The sequence below is a fragment of the Catalinimonas alkaloidigena genome (assembly GCF_029504655.1).
GTDB classification, from domain to species: domain Bacteria; phylum Bacteroidota; class Bacteroidia; order Cytophagales; family Cyclobacteriaceae; genus Catalinimonas; species Catalinimonas alkaloidigena.
Window position 1 is genome coordinate 4,541,370 of sequence record NZ_JAQFIL010000001.1, and the last position, 21,951, is coordinate 4,563,320.

Below are 21,951 nucleotides of genomic sequence, written 5' to 3' on the forward strand. Positions count from 1 at the left end.
TTTTATAAGCTTTTGAGGTGTGAACAGTAAAAGGCAAACTGCTTATTGGTAGAAGAGTATTCCTGCTTAGGATCAGACAACACCAGCATTTGCTGAAAAGGTACACTTTCAGTTACCCTGCTTCTGCTTATATCTTCTTTTTCTTCAAGGGCAAAGGGAGTGCGCTGGAAAAGCAGCAGCATATCATCCGGGCGATCAATTTCCTCCTCCCGCAGCCAGTATCCGCCAAACTGTAATACTACCACATCCTGTGTGCGTGCTGCTCCCGGTACTCCCGTAGGAAAGTTTTTCAAAAATGCCTCTGCCGGCCATACATTACGAGAAATGTAAGTAAGTACTTCTTTTTTCTGGACAGTATATATATCTATTTTCTCAATACCAGCTGATTTAATGCTGCTGGCAAAGGGCGACCAGCTTTGTAAAAAGGTGTCTTCATCCAGGCCGGTCTGGAAGCCAACATACTGTATGATATAAGGTTTCTGATACTTCATAAAATACTTTTTGTGCAAATTTAAAAGGAAACTTCATACTGTACCCTAAATCGCCAGCTTTGATGAGAGGTATCCACTTCACCTTCCTCAAATTCAAAATAAGTTACATCTGCAGTCAGCTTATTCGCATGTCTGCTGAAGAAGCAATTTAAGGCTAAAGAAAACTCTTCTCTGGCATATTGAGGAAAACCAATAGAGGGCTGGAAAATCGCATAACGAAATGCTGGTTCAAATAGTGGCTTCGTAGTGGCAGCTTCGTGATTCAGCACATAGCCTGCCTGCCAGAACCCTCCTCTCAATTGAGTAAATGTTTGATTTATATGATCATCTATGTTTTTTAGGTGCATCTCACTATGCCAGCTGAATGAACGGTACATGAAGGCCGTCTCAAATAACCACTGGTTTACGCTATACTGACCGGCTTCCCCTATCTCAAAATCAGTCAGGTTTCCTCCTCCTGAAGAAGAAAATCGGGTATACCTACTCCTGTTGGTTACACCAGCCACTGCCACTGAAGCCAGAGGTTCTTCGCGAACTTCCAGGTCTGAGCCAATCATGGGTACTGCTTCTCCTAAAAAATTCCACTGAACACGGGCAGTATACATCAGGTTTTCGTCATCATTTACACGTGCATTGATGCCCGTTCCGGTAAGCACCGCCAGGTTATAGTTAAAGTCGGCTACTTTAGACATTTGAATATGTCCATATACCGAGATCCCTTGTTGCCTGTCTACGGTAAAGGGACGGTTGATGATAGAGCGTTCCATCATTTGCTGATTGCCGCTGGAAATTACCCTCTCCCGGGTATACTCAGTCTTCCATTGGCCTAATTTAAAACTCAGCCAGGGCCATTTCTCTATCATGAACCTGAAGTCCAGCAACCTTGAAGCCCCTAATTCGTACTCAAAATAATACCTCAGCCAGGGGTGAAAGGTATGCCCTCCTACCTTCAGACGTGCGCGATTGATTTTAAAAACCGTTTTCCGTTCCGGGTCAAAGTCCGCAAACGTGATCGGGTCCTGATCGTTAGGCGTGGCAAACCTGAACTGAAGTCTGCCTCCGATCTGCAACTGAAATTTGTTGTTAGGTGCTGTAAACTGAAAGCCTTTTGAGGTATACTCAATCTGCGTAGCCAGCGAATCTTTTTCAAGGCTACCTTTATCTTGAAAAGCCAGGGCAGCGTGAAAAGTGCATACGCAAAAAGCACATACTAAACTTGTGCATAGTTTAATAATCATGGAATAGACGTAAATAATAGTTGTTGCCTATGCTATTTTCAGGCAAAAAAATAAAAAAAATGAGTTTGAGCTGCTTTAGCCAAACCCAGCAGGTATCTCCATGCTGTTGGAAATAAAAATATAAATTTTTTGGCTGAACTCAGTAGCCCTCTACCTGCTTACAGGTACTCAATTGGCCGGATACCATTCACCTAGTCGGACTTCTATGTCCTGATCTCCTTCATTTACCAGTTTTTTGAACGCTTCTACATCACTAAACTGTCCGCCACCCCCGCGAAAATGAAAAGGATATACAACATCAGGTTTAAATTCCAGCACAGCATCCGCTGCCTGCTTAATGTCCATGGTATAAGGCAGGTTCATGCAGACAAAAGCTACATCTATGTCTTCTAAAGCGCGCATCTCAGGGATATCTTCGGTATCGCCGGAGATATAGATACGCTTGCCTCCCATTGAGAGTATGTAGCCGTTTCCTCTGCCTTTAGGATGACGGGAATCTTCGGTTTCTGGTAGGTTATACATGGGCACTGCTTCTACGCCAATAGACTGCCAATTGGTTTCTTCTCCATTGGCCAGGGCATGAGTTTCTTTAAATGTCACATCTCCCAGCTGATCAATCACCGCCTGAGGGGCAATTAGCTCTGTAGCTGAAAGATCTAAAGCGGATAAGGTTTCCGCATTCAAATGATCTCCATGAATATCAGTGATCAGTACGAGGTCAGGAGCATCAAATGAGGAAAAAGCTTCTGCTCCGCCATAAGGGTCAGTGTAAATTGTTTTGTCATCCCACTCCAGCACCATCGTACTGTGTAGCACAGGATTGACCGTAAGATCTCCTTGATCAGTGGAGATTTTATCCTGGGCGGTCAACAATCCGGAGACTAACATCATGCTTACCAAGCTGCAAAGTATTTTCATAGTAGATAGTTTGGTTTAAAGGCTTATAAAGTCCAGTATGTAACTTCAATCTAGTGCTATTTGTTGAGTTTTATGTACAAACGATCAACAAGCTCTTCACTGCATCCTTCCTTTCCTCACTTTCAATATTTATTGCGTCAGCTCTGAGAGTCGGGCTCTGCTCGCTTCAGGCATTTTCCAGCTGTAATCACTCAGAAGAGTCTGAAAAACTTCCTGCCAGAAGCTATCGTTCTGTACTTCTCCTGAGTTTCTTTTACTTCTTAGAAAGCGGGCTATCTCATATACCTGATGAAAAGAGCTATAGCTTAGTTCTGCATTCTCAAATGCAGTAATCGCCTGGTCCAGATTTTTATTAATGATGTTTTCAAAACCTATCTCTTCCCAACGCAATGCCGACTCATAGTCATTGGCCTTAGTTTCTTTTCTGAAGGTAGGCGTAAGTTCATGGTCTATACTCTCTATTTCCCTTTCCAGTTTTTGTATTTCCGGGGAAGGTATCGTCAGGCTGTCTGAAGACTTCTTAAGTTCGGCAAGTTGCATTTGTTTCTGCTCCCTCATCTCCATAAGCTTATTGTATTCTTCGTCAACAGTTTTGAAATACAAAGCCCAGCCTTCTTTCAATTTCTCAGAGGGTGTAATGTGGGCAAAATACTGAGCCAGCAACCTTCTTTCAGAGATTTTTGTATTGTCAGTGACCAATGAGACATATTTATCATATTCTTTGATCTCATTGATGCCCACTTCACGGTCCTTAAAGCCAGCATTAATGATGGTGGTCATGATGACCAGACCTACCGATACCACCGCCCATTTACCAAGGTCAATCCAGATTTTCAGTCTTTCATCAGTCATAGGATTGTAGGTTCAACGATTGATTCAAGTAAGCCGCAGGCAGGAGCTTTAACCCTGAGAATTCCTGCGTAGCACGGCATTTTAAAATTACGGTTTTCCCTTGTATAACACAAAATCTCTATTTTCTGGTAACTACTTCTGTCTGCTTTACTTTCCAATTCGCCAAGAAAGTTTGCAATGACTGTTATATCTTCTCGTGGATTGTCATGCATGCTCATGTGCGCAGCATTTGATGTTACTGAGAATTTGGAATCAAGTTATGGTAGTATTGTACTGTCTGAGAATGATAAAATCGTTCAATTCAAAGTAACTGATCACTTCCTTTAATTCAGCGACATACTGTTCAAGGGTCATCAATGAAGTATCTATAATGCGATCAGACCGACCGCAACCTAACTGATCAAAAAAAATGACAGGCCGGTCAATATCCAGTTCTGCTAAGGGTTTGAGGTAATGACTGGAGCGCCCGGTCCTCCTTGGAGCATGATCATTGGTGTATTATGCTCTACACCTCTTATCTCATACCACACTTTACCGCCATCAACATCAATAAACCCCTCTTCTCGTTTTAATTTGTCCATGAGTTTGCAACTGATTAATATTATGGATAAGAAAAACAGTTTCGCGTAGCATAATTACAATGGTATTATCTTGACTGTAAATACTCCCTATCTACATATATAGCAGACTACGATGAGTTAATCCATATTATGACTTCTTGGCATACACCTTCCTAAAAGAATTGTATATTTTTTAATGAAAAAACAGCTTTGAATCTCTTCTAAGTGATAATCTGCCTCTTGCTTGGTGTATCTACCAAAGGCAGATGCTGCAGGCGGGCCATAAGGTTGACGTTTTTTTCACATAGGTAGTGGTGCGTCATTAAATTTTTTATACTTCCCAATGATTATACCCACAAACAAGATCATAGGAAAAATTACGTTTTGAACAAATTGCGGAATCTCCGACATACCGAATTCAGACTTATATCTCCTGAGCAGAAACGCTGCATCAAAGATGCCTGGCTGGCCGCCATTTTCATTAGATGACTTGAAGATTTGTGTAAGAAAATAGTCTAAGTTACCGGCAGGACTGATATATCCTGTGCAACGCAATATATCACTGCCAGCATTCCAAAATTTATGTGGAATACCAGCCTTGAATAATATTGTTTCACCGGGGCCAGCGTATTTTTTTTCTTCCTCCCAGATTTGATAACCTAGTTTTCCTGAAGTTACTGTAAAAGATTCGTCTTGCTTGTAGTGCACATGCATAGGAGGGCCAGCCTTAGGCTTGACTTCATTTTCTCCTTCAAGATATTCAATCCCATCTTTAACGGTAATTCTCAAAAAAGTTATTTTTTCTCCTGTTGTATTTTCAATCGTGTGTGGAAAAAGGGTTTTCATATAGTTAATTTAGCAATTCCTAACAATTACTGATAACACTCAGACGAAAAAAAGTGCGTGATTTTGAAAGTGATTCTTTACTCTTTGTACCAAATGCTGATTTGTTGCAATACCTTTATTTCCGAGCAATCAGTTCACATCTGCTAAAAGTTGATGTTAGCTCTATTTTTCGTATTCTTTGATCTGCTCCAATATTTCCGCTGATTTAAGAAGGGGTTCCCATTCGCTCCCCGACAGAAAAAAATCCCTAACCTTTGATTCCTTGTTTGTATAACTCAGCTGTTGGTAGAGCCAATATGCCACATAGGCCAGCATTATAAATATCAATAAATTTATTCCTCCATAAATTATAGGGCTTTCTTTAATGGCATCTACGCTCTCCCAATAAACTGACCAAAATGGTAATTGAAAAACCGCTAAGTTTAGACGTTTGAAACTGGAAATTTTCAGCTTTGACAACAGTCGTTGGCTTGATAGAATTTCCTCACTATTTACTACACGGCTTATCAAAAACAACTGATAAAATAGATTGAAACTCCAAGTGTGTAGTTCCCAAAAATGGTTACTAAGAGAATCGTGCCATGGTATCTTTCTTTCTTTAGCCTCAATTTGATTTGACTGGTTCCAATTATTAATCTGAAGCGCAATCAAACTTCCAAGAACTACAAGAACAATTTCTCCGATAGCATATTTTAGATACTTACCAACTTTGCATTCTGAAAGTAGATTTTGTCTGATTCTTATAATGAATTTTGTTATTGGTTATTTTGATCTGTCTTAAAAAAGCACTTCGGCCGAGCATAGCGGCTATGCCCTTGTTGTGCTTTGTTTATCTTTCTACAATTTCCCAATTTCCTTTTCTTTTTTCAACAAGTATTGCCCCATAATAGCCACTCATGCTACCCGTCTCAAATCCTCTTTCATAATGAATTACCAGTAGAGCATTTTCCATTTCTTCATCAAAACAAACTCTTGAAAAAGAAAGGATTGAATATTGTTTATCAGATTTAATCCTATGGTTTGATTCAAGAAGTTGCACATATGGTTCTAAAATTTGCAATCTGTTTTTGTAAAACTCTCTATAAAACAAATTCTCAAATCTTCTAGAGTTTACGATTTCCTTGAATTTAGGATTGTTAGATAATTCTCCAAAAAACATCCATTTATTATCCTCTTTAAGCTGTGCAACGGGAAGCAGTGCATCAGAAACATAAACCCCTAAATTGGTAGTATCGTTAGTTATTCTACTTTTAAGAACATTTATCGATTCAGGTAGTGGAACATTTGTGAAGTCTATCTGATATTTTACCAAAAAGGCATTCAATACATCATTAAGTACTTGTTCCTCAAGCATTTCATATTTCTTGTTGCAGCCTGTACAGAGCAAGAATATTAAAGAAATGAAGTATATACTTTTTTGTTTAATTCATAAATCACAACGGCCACTGCATGCATTAGCGAGGACATCGCCCGAAGCATAGCGCTTGCAGAATGTTAGACATATTATTTTAAATAATTCCCAAAATAAACTATCGGTACCACTACAGTAAATCGGAAATACGTAAAGTTAAAGAATCAATCTTCACCAAAATCTACGAACCATTTAAATGTCATATCATCCCATTCTCTCTTGAATATTTTGATAAAGAACTTTCTCATTCCTCTGCAAAGCGCAAATCCTAAAAGGGGAAGAATTCAGGATCTGAAGTCAGGTTTGTTGGCGTAGATTGCATAAACACCGACTAAAAACATAGCTATTGTGATTCCCCATAAGATATCCTGATTTCATTCTTCATTTAATACCTTCCTATTCATCAGGAATATTCCTGGGACTAGTAATACTCCAGTAACCCATAAAATAGTTGAGACCATTTAATTTTTTATTTCATGTATACTGCGCCTAACGTTTAGTACGTGAAGCGTAGTATCCGGCAGGGAGCTATGATTTCATATACATTCTTTACACCTGTGCTTTCTATTTTTTCCTTAATATTTGTGTCAGTTTTATCATAGTATTAAACGAAATATCAGGATGTGCCACCTGATTTACCGTTCCAGCAATATAGATGTTTTCTTTTGGGCTATAATATGCCAATGAGCCAGAAAGTCCTGAATGTCCGATGAAGTCAGGCACTGCAGCGGTTGGATTGAAAATCCAAGGTAGTTTAAATAAATGTAATCCTATTCCAGAGCGCATTGGAAAAAATATTCTGTTCCATTTTTTCAATTCGTCAATGAATGAAGAGGGAAACAACTTTCCAGTAAAAAATGCTTCAATAAAAATAAGCATATCTTCTGATGTTGATACTATGCCTCCATCCGCTCTAAAAGAGGTCATTGCTTTTGGTATGCTGAGTTCCTCGTTTTTGTAATAAAGAGTCTTTGGTGTATTGTCTGTTGGGTCTTGATATAAATAGGTGTTTGTCAGCGCAAGTGGGTTAATGATTAAATCCTTGCAGTTTTCGGAATATGACTTGTTGGTTAGGATTTCAATGATTTCACCCAATAACTGAAAGTTTGTATCTGAATAATTTGCTTTATTCTTACTCCCCGGAGCAAAAAGGGGACTCATCTTTTTAGCTCGTTCAATCGCTTGTTGAAATGTCCAAAATTGGTCATTGCCATTTATCAATTCGTCTTCCAAACTTTTCCCATTTGCTCCTTTAGCTTGAAAGTAGTCAGGAAGTCCTGATGTGTGAGCGAGTAAGTGTTTAATAGTAAGTTCTTTTGAATACTCTTTCTCTTTGTAGACATGCAAACCTGATAAAATAGCTTTGTCTATGTAGTTGCTGATTTTGTCATCAAGTTTTAATATGCTTTCTGCTTTTAGTTTTAGAATTATTGCAGTCGTAAATAATTTAGTCGTGCTTGCAATGAAGTAAGGCTGGGCTTTGGATAAGTTTCCGGAAGTACCATGCCAAACTAAACTGTCCTTTTTAACGGCAAATGATATTCCGAATACTTTTTTACTATCCACTCTTTTATCTAAAACGGTCTGTAAAGATTTTTCCTTTTCAGTCATACCCGCTTGGTTGTTGGTTTTAGCATTGATGGTAACGGACAGCTGTATGCTTAGTGCGGGACTTAAAGCTCCTGACAATCAAAACAGTGCTCCGTTTATTTATTGCTTTAAGTTACAAATATAGCACTTTCCCACATTAGGTATGACAGCATTGTTGCAAGTGGGTTTTCTTTTCATAACTCAGAATATCAGCTATTTATATTTCCAAGTCAACCTGAACCAACTTGCGGCGGTGCACAGAGTTTATTTTGCTTTGGTGGGTGGGCAACCCTAAAACCGTCCTGCAAGACGGTTACACGGGCTGGCTTTGTAAGCGCTTTGGTAAGTTTAGCCTTGCTGATTATTGCTCTGCTCGGCAATGTTTAAGTAAACTTGCTTCTGCTCTCGCTTACCGCAATCATTTGGTCTGAGCGTGGCTTGTGCGACTTGCCAATGTGCTTACAATTGCATTGGCAATTACGCATACCTTTGAAAATAAAAGTTTACTTGAGTAAACAGGGCCTGAAATTAATTCATTGATGCATTTTCAATATATTCTTTCGGACTAAGCCCTGTTTTCTTCTTGAAAAGGCGTGAAAAATATTGTGGATATTCAAAGCCCAGTTTATAAGCTGTGCCAGAGATTGAGGCGTTTGGTGCAAGTAATAGATTCTTTGCTTCTTCTACCAAATACAAATTAATTTGGTCAACGGCTGTTTTTCCTGTCTCAGCTTTAATGGTGTCACTCATATATCGATGACTCACACCTAACTGACCTGCCAACCAATCTACCGTTGGGATTCCTTTTTCTTCCAATTTGCCCGATTCAAAATACTCATCCAGTATTTCTTTGAAACGAGTAAAGAGAGCTTTATTAATGTCTTCACGATTCAGAAACTGGCGCTTATAAAAACGATCAGCATATTTCAACAAAGCTTCAAGGTGTGATATCATTATGTCTTTACTAAATTCATCCTGATTGTTATTATATTCTGCTTCAATCCCTTTAAAAATAAGTTTGATAATTTTTTCTTCTTTTGGAGAAAGGTGCAATGCTTCGTTTACGTTGTAATTGAAGAAATTGTAATTTTTGATCCGCTTCTGAATATCCAGTCCACGAATAAAATCTTCGTGAAAAGCAATAAACCAGGATTCTGAACTTACCACTATATCTTTTACTGTATATGTCTGATTCGGTGAGGAAAACAATAAGGTGCCGGTGCTGCAATCATACTTTGTGCGGCCATAAATAATTTCTCCTGATACAATGTTTTTCAAGCTGATAAGATAGAACTGATTCGTGTAACTTGCTTCTTCCTGGCTGGATATACATTTTTCAACTTCATCAGCATTTAACTCTTTATGCCCTATGCTAAATAGGGGGTTTTCTGGTTCAGGTAAATTCTGAGCCTTGTTAAATTCCGTAATATTTTTAAAGTTTATATCAATCATCGGAACAAAGTTAATGTAAAACTATAAGAACATCTTTGGCCACCAATGTTACCTTTCTTTAACAACAGCAAACCAAAGATGCTGATCTATAAATAAATGTTTAAATCATTAATCGTTTTGAAAGCGGCTAAATAAGCTTTCTCCACGATTCTGAGGGGGGAAATATTGAGGATATTCTGGTTGTAAAGCGCTCACCTCATCCAATTGATTTATTTCTTCATCACTTAACGCAATATCTGTAGCACCCAGGTTATCAATTAGCTGTTCTTCCTTTCGTGCCCCCACAATTACGCTGGTAACACCTTGTTTGTGAAGCAACCAGGCCAATGAAATTTGGGCAACAGAAGCATTCTTGCTTTCTGCAATTTCCTTCAGTTTATCCACCACATCAAAACCCTGTTCCTTTTCAACCGGTGGAAATTCAAAATTTGCTCTTCGCCCTGAAGCTTCACCATCACGAGTATATTTTCCACTCAAAAAACCTCCGGCTAAGGGGCTATAAATCAAAGTTCCCAACCCCAGATCCATGGATGCAGGTATAATTTCCCTTTCCAGTTCACGACCCACTAATGAATAATAAGCCTGAACCGAACAGAATTTTTCAGTGCCTAATAATTTTGCAAGTCCATCGGCTTTGGCAATTTGCCATGCACTGAAATTGGAAAGTCCGATGTATCTCACCTTGCCCTGATGAACCAGGTCATCCAAGGCTTTCAATGTTTCTTCGAGTGGTGTTGTTGCGTCAAAACTATGAACCTGGTAAAGGTCGATGTAATCTGTTCCTAAACGCTTCAAACTGGCTTCCACTTCACGCATAATTGCAAGACGGCTTGTACCCAGGTCATTGGGTCCGGTAGTCATGGTGCTATACACCTTGGTTGCAATAAGCACATCTTTCCTTTTATCGCCCAAGGCTTTTCCAAGCATAATTTCCGATTCACCTGAACTGTAAACATTGGCAGTATCAAAAATATTAATGCCCGCATCCAATGCCAGACTAACCATTTTTGTGGCCAGTTCCTGTCCGGTTGCTCCAATCATTCCTGAGTAACTTCCACCTTCTTTGTCGAAGGTCATGGTTCCGAGTGTCAACTCCGAAACATACAATCCTGTATTGCCTAAACTTTTGTATTTCATCATTTATAAATTTTTAGTTTTTGATAAAATTATTAGGATACAAAGTAAGTGCACACCAACTGGATATCACTTAAACATTTTGGTAGATGATGTATACATTTTTGTAGTACTCAATCTTAGGGTTCGGCAATCAAGAATATGGGAATTATCACCTTAGGCATTAGAGGCAGTTTTTAACGAATTATGGGCTGTGGAGCTGCATTTGAGGAAATGGCAAACCGTTATTTTTTTTCTTGTTTTTCAACTAATACCAATTCCTTGTTATAGGCTTCAATTCTGGCATGGGCTGTACCGTCAATCAATAAAATAACCACCAGCATGGCAATAGTTGTAATCATACTTGCCCGCCATATAGGCGTATTGATGAATATAATGACCAGGGCACAGGCAGCGATAATTAACGGAATCACTGTAAAAACTATGGTTTTATATTCGTTTAAAGTGCTTTCGGCACGGGCAATTTCTGATGCTACAAAAGCCGAGGCATCACGATTGTAGGCAGTTTCAAATTGGGTGATTCTTGATTTATTGGTATAGAATAATCCAAGTCCTATGGTCAACAGTAAAGCACCTGCTACCAGCATCGGGATGATGTAAGCTTTTGCCATTTCGGTTTTGCCGAGCTGCCAAAACCCAACGCTCGCGGTTAAAAACAAAATCGCGAAAAAGATGAAGAATCGTGTGGAGAAAACTTCGGCTTTTGCCCACTCAGTGGCTGTTTTTAATATTTCCATTTTTTTATGATTTTAACAGTTTTCTAATTAAATATTCCACTTTACACCGGTTTCTTTTTCTGACAAATCCCACAGCTTCTCCGCTACAGGCTTATCCAAAGCATGCGGCTCTAGTTTGCATTCACCAACAGGTCCCTTAAAATAACCTCGTCCTGTAGGACCATAAAAACCCTTTTGGTCCAAATCGTCTTCCGTGGCACACATAAGTTCAGGATAGGAACCTTTTTCAGCCGATTGTACCATTGGAGATAACTTCATCAGTTGCCAAATGAATCTTGTCATTAAACTACCGCTGGTTTTAATCAGTGAGGTTCTGGAAGCACCTGGGTGACAAGCATAAACCTTGACACCAGTCTTACCCGCTTTTTTCAGTCGGTCCTGTAATTCGTAGACACTCATGATCTGCGCTAATTTGCTTTGACTATATACACCATTAGGACTATAGTTTTTATCCCAGTTCATATCGTCAAACTGTATGGTTTTAATACCTAAATTATACCCCATACTACCTACAGTCACGATACGTCCTTTGGATTCTTCAATCCGTGGGAACAGCAGAGCTTGCAGGGTGAAATGGCCGTAGTGGTTCACGCCAAGCTGACTTTCAAAGCCATCAACAGTAAGCTTCTGATTGGGTACCTGGGCAATAGCACCATTACACATCAATGCATCTATACGTGTCACTTTCTCAAGTACCTCTTCCGCTGCTTTTCGTACAGAAGCCTGTTCTGCCAGGTCCATACGTATATATGACACGTCTATATTATTACCGAGTTCTTTTTTCAAAGTCGCAATGACATCATCTGATTTTTTTGCATTACGGTTTAACATCACCACTTTTGCGCCCTTGGACAGCAGTATCCGAGTAGCTTCAAATCCTGTTCCGCTTGTAGTACCTGTTATAAGGTATGTTTTACCTTTAAGAGACCCAATGCTCTCGGGTGTCCATCCCTTCTTTCCAAATTTGTTTCTAGTACTCATCATTCAGTTTTTTAATAAAATTATCATGGTACAAAGTTCGCTCATAAAGGATGTTTACCACTTAAACATTTTGGCAAAAGTTGTATACTTTTTAGCAGGAAGTAGTTTTTCTGTGTAGCAACAACTTAAATATCAATTAATACAAGGGGGCATTAGAAATGAAGCAGCTCCCAGCTTTGCCGGCAGGCAGGTTTTGTAAACTTTGGCTTGTGGGTTGGTTTGCGTGATTTGGAAATGTGCTGTTTGTAGGCGGGACTTAAATTTTGAACTAAAGCTGATTAAGATTGGCACGAGGGGAAACAAAATAAATTCACATCAAACTTGCACTGACCTATCTACGAAGAACCGGTTCAATGAATTTTTCTTCGTTTTAAGCCTATTTTTCAGGTAAATGCATCAGGGCACCCGTCTCATTCCTGCCTTGTACCCAACGTTCAGTTATTAACTCAGGGTGTTCGATTAGCCCATATTGCCGTTTTATAACTTGTTAGCTGCTGGCTCTATTATTAAATTCTTTTTGTGTCATAATCAAGGGAATTCCAATCAACATCAGCGCAACAATATTGATTAGAATTACATTATGAACTGCACCATAGTAAATTGAAATTCCACTATCTATTAAGAACCAAGATAAAAGTCCATACCACATTGCTTTGTAGGCCCACACTTCTTTTTTCTTAAATGAATTCTCCGAAATCATTACCATCAGAATGTGAAATCCAACAATAGTTCCGCCAATAATTCCGAATAGCCAGTTCTTGTATGCTAAAATATTTGTCTCAAATTCATTTCCGTTCAGGAAAACATCTTTTGTGTAATTATTGTGTATTTCAAAGAAAAAAGAGTTTCCAGCAAAAGCTACCAATAGTCCAACTGCAATTGTCAAAACATTTGCATAGGTCAACCATTTTTGCCAAAATTTAAATCTTTTATCTTCTCTGTTCATTTGTTTCTGATTGTTGCAACGGTTAGGCTAAAAAGCGTTGCCATCCCGCAGGATGGCAATGATTTTTTAGGTGTTGTTGCGTAGCGTTATTTTTAATCACAACATATTCAAATAAAATATGAGAACTCTTCTACCCAATCTATTCGGTTATTTTTTCTCAAAATTTGCAGTTACACTTCCTACATTATCAATCACAACTTTCAACTTAGTATCCTGATCAATATTTACGAGTTCAACAGGAGAGCCTGGGATTACCAAGTTTCCTTTTTCTAAAGACAAGCATTTATCGGTTAGAAAATTCACCAACCATCGTAATGAGTGAAGAGGACCTCCCATAATCTCTGAAGCAGGTGCAGACATTATGAAGGAATTATTCTTATAAACCGTAAACTTCTCATCTTTGAATTGCAGACCTTCAGGAGAAACTCTTTGGTTTCCTATAATAAGTCCAGTATGAATGCCTCCAGTACAAATTAGTTCTTGAATGGTCGGTGGTTTAATCCAAAAATTGTATTCATGGATTTCAATTCCAGGACTGATATAGTCAATCGCACTTATAAGATCCTTATCTGAAAGGTTTTTCCCTTCAAGATTTTTCCCGATTCTAAAGACCATTTCTGGTTCAATAGCACAGTTAATGTAATCGCTCCAATCAATATTTACTTGATTTTCTGTCGTGTGTGGATAAAATAGCTTTCCATTAATCGGCTCACTTAAACCAAACTGTCTCCTAATCGAGCTGCTTGTGCACCCTACTTTAAATCCTGCCAGAGTTTCTCCAGATTCTATTCTTCTTTTCGTTACCAAGTCCTGTACTTCATAAGCTTCTTTAATCGAAAGATTTCCTACTAAGGTTTCCTCACCATTCCATTCCTTTTCGTAAAATGAGTGATAAAAATCGTTTGCTATGGATTCGATCATCTTCAAAGGTACTTTAATATTTTTTTATGATACACAACATCCGAATAAACACATCAGACTTATGTTTATTTACATTATACAAGCTTCAATATGAAGTTGATTACTATGCTTTTTCCGGGTGATGCTTAAAAAAAATGCGTTTTTAGTTTATCCATTATCATACTTATATAAACGTTTATCAACACTTATAAGCTTTACTTCAACCTAGCCGCTTGAGGTATACAGTTTTCATAAGCCAGCCCTTTTTTTCCGCTATCTCTCAGGCTTAGCTTCGGTCTTCCTTTCATGCAGTCAGAATATATCAATTTTTCTCCTAAAAGTCTGCTGTATTGCTGCCCTCTAAGTCATTTTTCTAATCAGCACACACAGCTATCAGGGGCTGCTAAGCCTTTTTTCCAGCGAGGTGTTACCCATAAGTGATTTTTTCATTCGGAAGCATGACTTATGGATGCCTGCTAACTGACTATTCTTCCCGAATGAATCACTTAAGTGTAAGTATCTCCCATTTTTTTTCAGTTGAAAGCAAGGTATATGTAAATATAGTTTACTTTTCCCTATGCAGCACTGAGCTGACAAGCCTCATTGAGCACTGTTTTTCAGCGCTTAATAATCTGATCATCAGAAAATTACGCATGTATTATTGTCTGATATCCCTTGAACTACTCACTTTGTTCTGGATTTTAATTTGTCCTGATCTACCATCCATAGGAAATATATTTAGGTGACTACCAGCAGAGCATGCTGATATCAGAACAGATAGACAGGGAAGTAGATACCCTCCGCCCTGTCTTTAAAGATTATGTGACAGCAGTACGCTTTGTTTTTCGGAATGAGCCTGCCTTGTTGCGTTCTTTCCTTCCTAAAGCAATCAATACCAATAAGTGGAAATGGATTTAACAGGCGCATCATTTTTACAACCTAACCATATCATATACCGACTAGCTTGAACCCCATGGTATCAGCGCGGCTGAACCGGAGCAGGCCAAAGCGTCGGTAAAAGCCCTTATGAGTCTGCGCAAAGACCGGATGCGAAAAAAAGGAGAGGCAGAAGAAAATACGGAGGGAAGAAACCAAGCCCTGCGTCAATTGAAAAGCCTGATTAAGGAGTTTCATGCCGCGGCACGTCTGGCGCTCAAAGACCACCCTCAGAAGCTGGAAGCTTTTGGCATAAGGGTACGCTTTCTGCAAAAGCAGTAAAAGCGCAAAAGCCTGAACGGTTTTCCCGGCTATGCCAGTCTCAGACTGCTTTGAGAGTAAGCCGTTCAACTTTTCCTGTCTATTCTTTATCTACAACTGCTGGAGGAGGAACAGAGCATCCAGCCTTGCTTTTGCTTCTTGTTTTCTGTAAACCTGCTGATTTTTTTCATGGCAAAGCCAAATTTACGCCGGCTACGCTCTAAAAGCAGGGCTTACCTTTAAATCAACTGGTACTGATGGGCAAACTGCACCAGCGCTGGCGTACCTTTGAGACCAAGCTTGCGCATGATGGTTTTGCGGTGTGTATCTACCGTATGCTTGCTGATGCATAACTCATCGGCAATCTCGCAGGAGGTTTTGCCCTTACAAACCTCCCGCACCACCTCCTTTTCTCTCCTGCTGATGGCGTTGACGACGATAGGAGGCTCCGCTTTCCAACGCACAATCAGGGTGTTCTGATGATAAAGGCTCAGGGTGGGAGGAGAGGTTTTCTGCCAGTGCGAAATATCATAACAAATGCCTGCACTGTATACAATGTTGCCGATATTGTCTGTGCTCAACACATGGTTTTGCTGTATCAGGTGCACCCAGCCCCCATCCGCATGCTGCAGGCGATAGTCAATATTCATATTATATTCCTTCCTGAAGGCAGCAGGCTGATCTAAGATCAGTTGCCATGCCTTAAGCATCAGCTTCATGACCGGCTCATGCTCTTCAGGGTGCATGACGCGATCCAGAAACCGCAAACCTTCGCACATCACTTCTTCAGGCGTGTAGCCGAGTATCCTGTAAATACTTTTGTCAATGTGCTGGTAAATCGAGTGTACGTGATCATAAATGTAACTGAAACTATTTCCAATTCCTCCGGGTATGGGCTTCCATGAGGGACTGGAAATGGTGTGGGGAGACACGAAAGCCTGTTTCTCCCAACACTGTTGAAGCTGGCAAAACGAGGACATAGTTGATTAGGTTGATAGTGAAAGTCTGACAATTTGGAAACCTACAATATCCTCGGTTTTGAGGGACTGCAGATATCCATATAATACAATAAATTGTTATAATAAGTATAATATATCATTAATTAGAGAATTTGCAAAATATAGTATTGGAAAAAGCAGCAGGTGCTATAAAAAAGGTGGAAAACACCCTAGGGAATAAGTATTTTTAGGGAAAATTGCAGCTAATTTACCGCATAATGGGGGTAATAAAGCATAGAGCGCTTTGTTGACACTTAAACACCCCTATAAACTGCCAAATATTTCACTCTACTAATTTTTTTGATTATACAACTATTCAAAGTAAAAATTTGTATCACAGCATATTTATAGAATTTATCTATATTCATTTTTGTGGATTATTATTTACAATCAGGTGAATTATATGTGCCTGAGCCACGTTATTATGGTAGACAAAATAGGAGTTAACATGAAAAATATACATATATATATTACAGCAATATTATTGTTCTTTATGGCAGGTACTGTTTCCGCACAGTCTAAAGAGGACCGAAGAGAAGCCAGGAAGCAGGAGCGCATGGAGAAGAAACGCATGAAAGCACTTGCTATGGAGCGCAGTAAAGAACAGGCCTACAATCTGGCACAGAACAAAACTTTTGTGTTGGAGGCTGACGCCTTGTATGACCGTTATATGAACCGTTATAACATGGTAGCCAACAGCTTTATCATGATTGACGGTGACAGAATGGTACTGCAGACTGCCGCTCCCAACGGACATTTCGGCTATAATGGGCTGGGAGGCATTACCTTAAACGGTAAAATCCTGGATTATGAAATTCTGGAAGGAAGTGAAAAGAAGCCTGTTAGAATTTCTGCACAGGTCAGCACTACTGCATTAGGACACGGCACCTTGAATATGTCTTTTTCCGGAAAAAACAATGCACGTGCTACTTTCAGAGACAACTGGGGTAACAGAGTTACGTTTTCCGGTCAGTTGAACAGCCTGGATGATTCAGTGATTTACGAAGGCCAGACGATATTCGGATAATCCATTAAATCTTTTAGTGGTTAAAAATGGAACGGATGAGCCCGCAGGCTCATCCGTTTTTTTTATACCTGCTAACCCTACCCTAGCTTAGATTTAATATTTAAGCAATAAAAAAGCCTTCCCTTATACAAAGGAAGGCTTATAAAGAGGATTAATAAGCTTATATGTTGAGCTTTTTCATTTCCTGCACTGCGAAATCAGCGGCTCTGGCAGAAAAAGCCATATATGTAAGCGAAGGATTCTGCGTACTGGTAGAGGTCATGCAGGCACCATCAGTCACAAACACATTTTTGCAGGCATGCAGTCTGTTCCACTTATCCAGCAGCGAAGTTTTAGGATCATGGCCCATACGTACACCGCCCATCTCATGGATATCCAGTCCCGGAGCCTGATGGCTGTCACTCGTCCTGATGTTAGTGAAGCCGGCTTTGGTATACATTTCGGTAAACTGCTCCTTAAAGTCTTCTACCATCTTATCGTCATTGTCATCATACTCTACATTGATCTTAAGTAAAGGAATACCCCAGGCATCTTTCTGCTCAGTATCTAATGCCACATAATTACTTTCTTTAGGAATGGTCTCGCCCATCATATGTGAACCCACACGCCAGTTCCCCCACTCAGGGTTAAGCAGATTTTCTTTCAGCGAACTGCCTAAGCCATCATAATCTCTCTCTACCCGGCGTCCGGCACTGAAGCCTGATGCATATCCTCTTAAAAAGTCTGTCTCCTGCGCATACACATTGCGGAAGCGAGGAATATAACCGCTGGTAGGACGCCTGCCCACGGTAGCACTATCCAGTTGCCCTTCGTATTCGGCAGAGATCCGGGCGCGATAGTTATGGAATGCCACATATTTGCCCAGTAGTCCATTGTCATTGCCCAATCCGTTAGGAAAACGATTGGAAGTAGAGTTAAGTAGCAGGTGATTGGTATGCAAAGCACTGGCATTGACGAAAATGATCTGCGCATAAAACTCTATCATCTCCTTGCTTTCGGCATCTATCACACGTACGCCGGTAGCTTTCCCCTTCTCCTCATCATAAATAATAGAATGTACCACCGAATGCGGGCGAAGCGTCATATTACCCGTCTTGGCCGCCCAGGGTAAGGTAGAGGAGTTGCTGCTAAAGTATCCACCAAAAGGACAACCTCGCTGACAGAGCGCTCTGTTCTGACACTGCCCTCTGCCCTGCTCCAGATGTATCGCCTGCGGCTGCGACAGGTGGGCACAACGGGAACTGATGAGGTTACGGCCTTTGTACTGGCTTTCCAGCTGCTGTTTGAAGTACTTTTCCACGCAGTTGAGCTCCCAGGCGGGCAGAAATTCTCCATCAGGCAGGTTATCGAGCCCGTCTTTATTTCCTGCGATGCCGGTAAACTTCTCTACATGGCTGTACCAGGGGGCTAAATCCTCATAACGGATAGGCCAGTCTACCGCGAACCCATCACGGGCCGGGCCTTCAAAATCATATTTGCTCCACCGCTGGGTCTGACGTGCCCATAGCAGGGACTTTCCACCCACCTGATAGCCTCTGATCCAGTCAAAAGGCTTTTCCTGCACGTAAGGGTGTTCGGTATCTTTGACAAAGAAGTGTTTGGTGTCTTCTCTATAAGCATAACAGCGGCTTACCACCGGGTTTTCTTCTTCTACCTCCTGCTTTATTTTTCCCCGGTGCTCAAATTCCCAGGGTAGCATATTCGTAGTAGGATAATCTTTGATATGCTCTACATTTCTGCCTCTTTCCAGCACCAATGTTTTCAATCCTTTTTCACATAGCTCTTTGGCTGACCAGCCACCGCTGATTCCTGAGCCGATGACGATAGCATCGTACGTACGTTCTTGTTTGCTGTCTATATTTAAATTTGCCATTACATTACAATTAAACCTTCAGTAGAAACACAATCCTGGTAAGGGCCGGGCACCAGTTTATAGGGGAATTTTTCAGTCATGATATACTCAGAGGCCATATACCCCTGAATGGTATAGTGCTTGGCCAGATTGATAAACGCTTTGATATCCTGCAGGGGAGCCATTTTTTCCTCCTCGCTCTCTTCCATCGCTAAAATGGAGGTGAGTACTTCCTCATTTTTCTGCTGATCATCCTCTACAAAGCCACGGCCTATCTGCGCTTTGGCAAAAGGAACAATCTGTTTTAATCCATTCACAAAAGTCTCCTGATTTTCCTTAGGCTCGCAGTCATCCATCATGACCAGTACAAAGCGATATAGGTTTAAGGATTCTGCACCGGGAGATTCTTTGGCAGAGGGAATAATAGTTTCAATTACCCTAGCCAGCAAATCCTGAAGGTCCAGGTCTAGTTGCAGGTTGTCCAGAGCAACGGCTTCTCTTTCGGGGCCAAAATTGCAGGAAGGAATAAGAGCGATACCTCCAGCAAAGAGTGCCGCCTGTTTTAGGGCTGTTCGTCTATTCATAATTTATAATTTAACTGATATTCAAATATCCAAGGCTAATGCTATTTTTAAACAAAGCTTTCAATTTACACATTTATGTCTTTTTCATATAACATATTTTCAAAGATGTAAGTACTTTCAGTCTTTGATTCATAAAATTATAAAAATTCTCAACAAGCCATCATGACCCATTCCTTCCAGAAAAGTATGATTCCGGTTCTAAGTCCCATTGAAAGTTAGCTAAACTAAAACAGGTAAAATCCGCTTTGCCATTGCGATAAAAGTCATGCTTACCTTCCATTAAGCACCCAAAAACTCTCCTCCCCGCTCGGTATGGTGAAAATAATCTACCGCACCTCCCAATGGCTCGATTGAATAAGCAAAGCCATGCGCATCTGGACGATAAAATTCTCCTTCGCCCAGGTATTATTTACCAATCAGGGCTGATTAATACCCTTGCTCTTTCAACATCCTGGGCAGCATTGGCACAGAAAAGACTAAAAACTTAAGAATAAATATTCTCTTTAACTAAACGTTAAGACCTACTTATTCTGGGCCTCATCAGAGCGGGCTTTCTGCTCTACAAAATAGGGCTGAAAGGTATAAGATGAATGCCTGGTCCAGGGCACATTCATTTGGGGCAAATGCTTTTTTACATCGGCTTTTGCTTTCTGATACATGGGATGATCCGCCATATTATTCCATTCCTGCGGATCTACATTGTGGTCATAAAATTCTTCTCCCCCATCTTCATACTGAATGTAACGATAGTCTTTGGTACGTACAGCATGATTGTTCATGCCGAAGGTAGTGATGGCATGCCATTCATCTGCTGTAGCTTCTCCCCTGATTAGTGGCACAAGGCTGCGTCCTTCATTTCTGTGATAGGCAGGCAGGCCACTAAGCTCCAGCAAAGTCGGGTAAAGAGATAATAATTCTACCGGCTCACTTACTATTTTTCCCTCCGGAATATCTTTTCCTGCAAAAATTAAGGGCACCTGTGTAGCTTCTTCCCATAAAGCGTGCTTGGCAAATGTGCCTTTCTCACCCATACGGTAGCCATGATCGGACCACAATACGATAATGGTATTCTCCGCATGAGGGCTTTCTTCCAGTGCGTTGACTAGCTTACCTACCTGATCATCAACAAAGCTTACACAGGCCAGATAAGCCTGAATGATATCACCCCAACTGCCCGACTCAATCGCCCATTCGGTGCTGGGCATCATGGGCAGATCATTAATCTTATGCGCTACCGGAGGGACATCCTCCAAATCATCTGCTTTATAAGGTGGCATCGTCAAACCTTCAGCAGGATGCATCTCAAACCAGGGCTGTGGTACATACAAAGGTACGTGCGGACGCAGGAAACCTACCGCCAGAAAGAAAGGCTGCTCATACTCTTTTTCTAATCGTTCTATCGCCCACTCCGCAGACTGCTGATCGGGCATGAGTGAGTCAGCAACAGGAAACGCGCCCCAGTCGGTACTGGTACGCCCATAGTTTTCTCCCCCAAAGCCATCCCAGACAAAGCGCTCTTCAGGTAGTGGGCCAAAACCTTTGTAGCGCCCTCCTGACTCATCAAACAAGCTATCGGGAGCGTGTTGATGGAACAACTTTCCAATACCCATCGTATGGTAGCCCTGCTGCTTGAAGTATTCAGGCAAGAGGATGATGTCGGAGGTGACCTCATTATCTACTTTGATTTGTTCATCATCAACCATGCCGTAGATCCCGGTAGTTGAAGGACGAAGACCGGTCATGATGGAAGCCCGTGAGGGGCCACATAATGGCGCCTGGCAGTGGGCATTCTGGAAAAGCACCCCTCGCTCCGCCAGTTTGTCCATGTGTGGAGTTTTAGTATCCGGGTGCCCCTGCATCACGCCCAGCCAGTCGTTGAGGTCATCAATAGCGATAAAGAGGACATTCGAACGATTTTCTGTGGAAGTCTCAGATTGTGCAAATAATGCTGTAGAAGTATGTAATAAGGCTAAACTAATAGTAATTACATAAAACAGGTAGCTGAAAGATTTGCCTGGTTTCAGAAACCTGGCAGATCTACAGCCTGAAGTATAATAGGTTGTGTGCATACAGTTACTTTTTTTAATCTTGGTACTAAAAGTAATGGAATAGAAAAGTAATGCCAAGAATCTTTAGCTAGCTAAACAGGTGCCCCCTACTCCCCTACCTGCCGCACGTTTGCCACGCTTGGTCAGTCTCAGCACATTTACAATGTCCAAGGTGGAATCGCATGCCCT

At 40.7% G+C, this 21,951-nt stretch carries 21 protein-coding genes and 2 pseudogenes; 3 read left to right on the plus strand and 20 right to left on the minus strand.

All coding sequences use genetic code 11. The annotated features are described in order from the left end of the window. Positions 1–2: 2 nt before the first annotated feature. The 16 genes and pseudogenes from OKW21_RS18510 to OKW21_RS18585 all read right to left on the minus strand — a co-directional run bounded on the left by OKW21_RS18510 (position 3) and on the right by OKW21_RS18585 (position 14,077). Positions 3–491: a hypothetical protein gene (locus tag OKW21_RS18510; protein WP_277481914.1), complete on the minus strand. Its 489-nt coding sequence runs from the start codon at positions 489–491 to the stop codon at positions 3–5. Positions 492–511: 20 nt separating this feature from the next. Continuing rightward, entirely contained in the window at positions 512–1,729 is a 1,218-nt protein-coding gene (locus OKW21_RS18515; RefSeq protein ID WP_277481916.1) for an OprO/OprP family phosphate-selective porin, read from the minus strand. A gap of 168 nt (positions 1,730–1,897) precedes the next feature. Then, a complete protein-coding gene (locus tag OKW21_RS18520) occupies positions 1,898–2,647 on the minus strand; it encodes an MBL fold metallo-hydrolase (RefSeq protein WP_277481920.1) in 750 nt (249 codons plus the stop codon). 129 nt (positions 2,648–2,776) lie between these two features. Beyond that, positions 2,777–3,499 carry a hypothetical protein gene (locus tag OKW21_RS18525; RefSeq protein ID WP_277481923.1) on the minus strand — a complete coding sequence of 241 codons (723 nt, stop codon included), beginning with the start codon at positions 3,497–3,499 and terminating at the stop codon, positions 2,777–2,779. 437 nt (positions 3,500–3,936) lie between these two features. Next, positions 3,937–4,080 (minus strand): hypothetical protein, encoded by a 144-nt coding sequence (locus OKW21_RS18530; protein ID WP_277481925.1) that lies wholly within the window; start codon positions 4,078–4,080, stop codon positions 3,937–3,939. A gap of 279 nt (positions 4,081–4,359) precedes the next feature. Beyond that, positions 4,360–4,905: a cupin domain-containing protein gene (locus OKW21_RS18535; protein ID WP_277481928.1), complete on the minus strand. Its 546-nt coding sequence runs from the start codon at positions 4,903–4,905 to the stop codon at positions 4,360–4,362. A gap of 162 nt (positions 4,906–5,067) precedes the next feature. Then, complete coding sequence (locus OKW21_RS18540; RefSeq protein ID WP_277481930.1) at positions 5,068–5,364, minus strand: hypothetical protein; 297 nt, start codon at positions 5,362–5,364, stop codon at positions 5,068–5,070. Positions 5,365–5,514: 150 nt separating this feature from the next. Beyond that, positions 5,515–5,664 (minus strand): annotated as a pseudogene (locus OKW21_RS32575) (DUF6090 family protein); the annotation flags it as partial. Between the two features lie 70 nt (positions 5,665–5,734). Next, positions 5,735–6,259 carry a hypothetical protein gene (locus OKW21_RS18550; RefSeq protein ID WP_277481932.1) on the minus strand — a complete coding sequence of 175 codons (525 nt, stop codon included), beginning with the start codon at positions 6,257–6,259 and terminating at the stop codon, positions 5,735–5,737. Positions 6,260–6,880: 621 nt separating this feature from the next. Continuing rightward, positions 6,881–7,927: a serine hydrolase domain-containing protein gene (locus OKW21_RS18555; protein WP_277481935.1), complete on the minus strand. Its 1,047-nt coding sequence runs from the start codon at positions 7,925–7,927 to the stop codon at positions 6,881–6,883. A gap of 507 nt (positions 7,928–8,434) precedes the next feature. Continuing rightward, on the minus strand, positions 8,435–9,358 hold the full coding sequence (locus OKW21_RS18560) for a helix-turn-helix domain-containing protein (RefSeq protein ID WP_277481938.1): 924 nt from the start codon (positions 9,356–9,358) through the stop codon (positions 8,435–8,437). A 108-nt stretch (positions 9,359–9,466) separates the two neighbouring features. Beyond that, on the minus strand, positions 9,467–10,498 hold the full coding sequence (locus OKW21_RS18565) for an aldo/keto reductase (protein WP_277481939.1): 1,032 nt from the start codon (positions 10,496–10,498) through the stop codon (positions 9,467–9,469). Positions 10,499–10,716: 218 nt separating this feature from the next. Beyond that, positions 10,717–11,229 carry a hypothetical protein gene (locus OKW21_RS18570; RefSeq protein WP_277481941.1) on the minus strand — a complete coding sequence of 171 codons (513 nt, stop codon included), beginning with the start codon at positions 11,227–11,229 and terminating at the stop codon, positions 10,717–10,719. 27 nt (positions 11,230–11,256) lie between these two features. Further along, entirely contained in the window at positions 11,257–12,213 is a 957-nt protein-coding gene (locus OKW21_RS18575; protein ID WP_277481943.1) for an SDR family oxidoreductase, read from the minus strand. 484 nt (positions 12,214–12,697) lie between these two features. Beyond that, positions 12,698–13,156 carry a hypothetical protein gene (locus OKW21_RS18580; protein WP_277481945.1) on the minus strand — a complete coding sequence of 153 codons (459 nt, stop codon included), beginning with the start codon at positions 13,154–13,156 and terminating at the stop codon, positions 12,698–12,700. A 147-nt stretch (positions 13,157–13,303) separates the two neighbouring features. Then, on the minus strand, positions 13,304–14,077 hold the full coding sequence (locus tag OKW21_RS18585) for a 2-keto-4-pentenoate hydratase (RefSeq protein ID WP_277481947.1): 774 nt from the start codon (positions 14,075–14,077) through the stop codon (positions 13,304–13,306). A gap of 738 nt (positions 14,078–14,815) precedes the next feature. Between OKW21_RS18585 and OKW21_RS18590 the strand changes: the two genes are divergently transcribed. Together OKW21_RS18590 and OKW21_RS18595 are read left to right on the plus strand one after the other, a co-directional pair. Further along, positions 14,816–14,974, plus strand: a complete 159-nt coding sequence (locus tag OKW21_RS18590) for a hypothetical protein (RefSeq protein ID WP_277481951.1) — start codon at positions 14,816–14,818, stop codon at positions 14,972–14,974. Positions 14,975–15,031: 57 nt separating this feature from the next. Beyond that, positions 15,032–15,274, plus strand: a pseudogene (locus OKW21_RS18595) (hypothetical protein); the annotation flags it as partial. Positions 15,275–15,492: 218 nt separating this feature from the next. On the opposite strand, the gene OKW21_RS18600 reads toward OKW21_RS18595, so the two are convergent. Beyond that, on the minus strand, positions 15,493–16,233 hold the full coding sequence (locus OKW21_RS18600; RefSeq protein WP_277481955.1) for a LuxR C-terminal-related transcriptional regulator: 741 nt from the start codon (positions 16,231–16,233) through the stop codon (positions 15,493–15,495). 466 nt (positions 16,234–16,699) lie between these two features. Between OKW21_RS18600 and OKW21_RS18605 the strand changes: the two genes are divergently transcribed. Continuing rightward, positions 16,700–17,278 (plus strand): DUF4251 domain-containing protein, encoded by a 579-nt coding sequence (locus OKW21_RS18605; protein WP_277481957.1) that lies wholly within the window; start codon positions 16,700–16,702, stop codon positions 17,276–17,278. A gap of 160 nt (positions 17,279–17,438) precedes the next feature. On the opposite strand, the gene OKW21_RS18610 is transcribed toward OKW21_RS18605, so the two are convergent. The 3 genes from OKW21_RS18610 to OKW21_RS18620 form a co-directional block, all read right to left on the minus strand. Then, a complete protein-coding gene (locus OKW21_RS18610) occupies positions 17,439–19,151 on the minus strand; it encodes a GMC oxidoreductase (RefSeq protein WP_277481958.1) in 1,713 nt (570 codons plus the stop codon). Beyond that, on the minus strand, positions 19,151–19,714 hold the full coding sequence (locus OKW21_RS18615) for a gluconate 2-dehydrogenase subunit 3 family protein (RefSeq protein ID WP_277481960.1): 564 nt from the start codon (positions 19,712–19,714) through the stop codon (positions 19,151–19,153). The genes OKW21_RS18610 and OKW21_RS18615 overlap by 1 nt, the downstream gene beginning before the upstream one ends. A gap of 521 nt (positions 19,715–20,235) precedes the next feature. Next, a complete protein-coding gene (locus OKW21_RS18620) occupies positions 20,236–21,783 on the minus strand; it encodes a sulfatase (RefSeq protein ID WP_277481961.1) in 1,548 nt (515 codons plus the stop codon). Between the last annotated feature and the right edge of the window lie 168 nt (positions 21,784–21,951).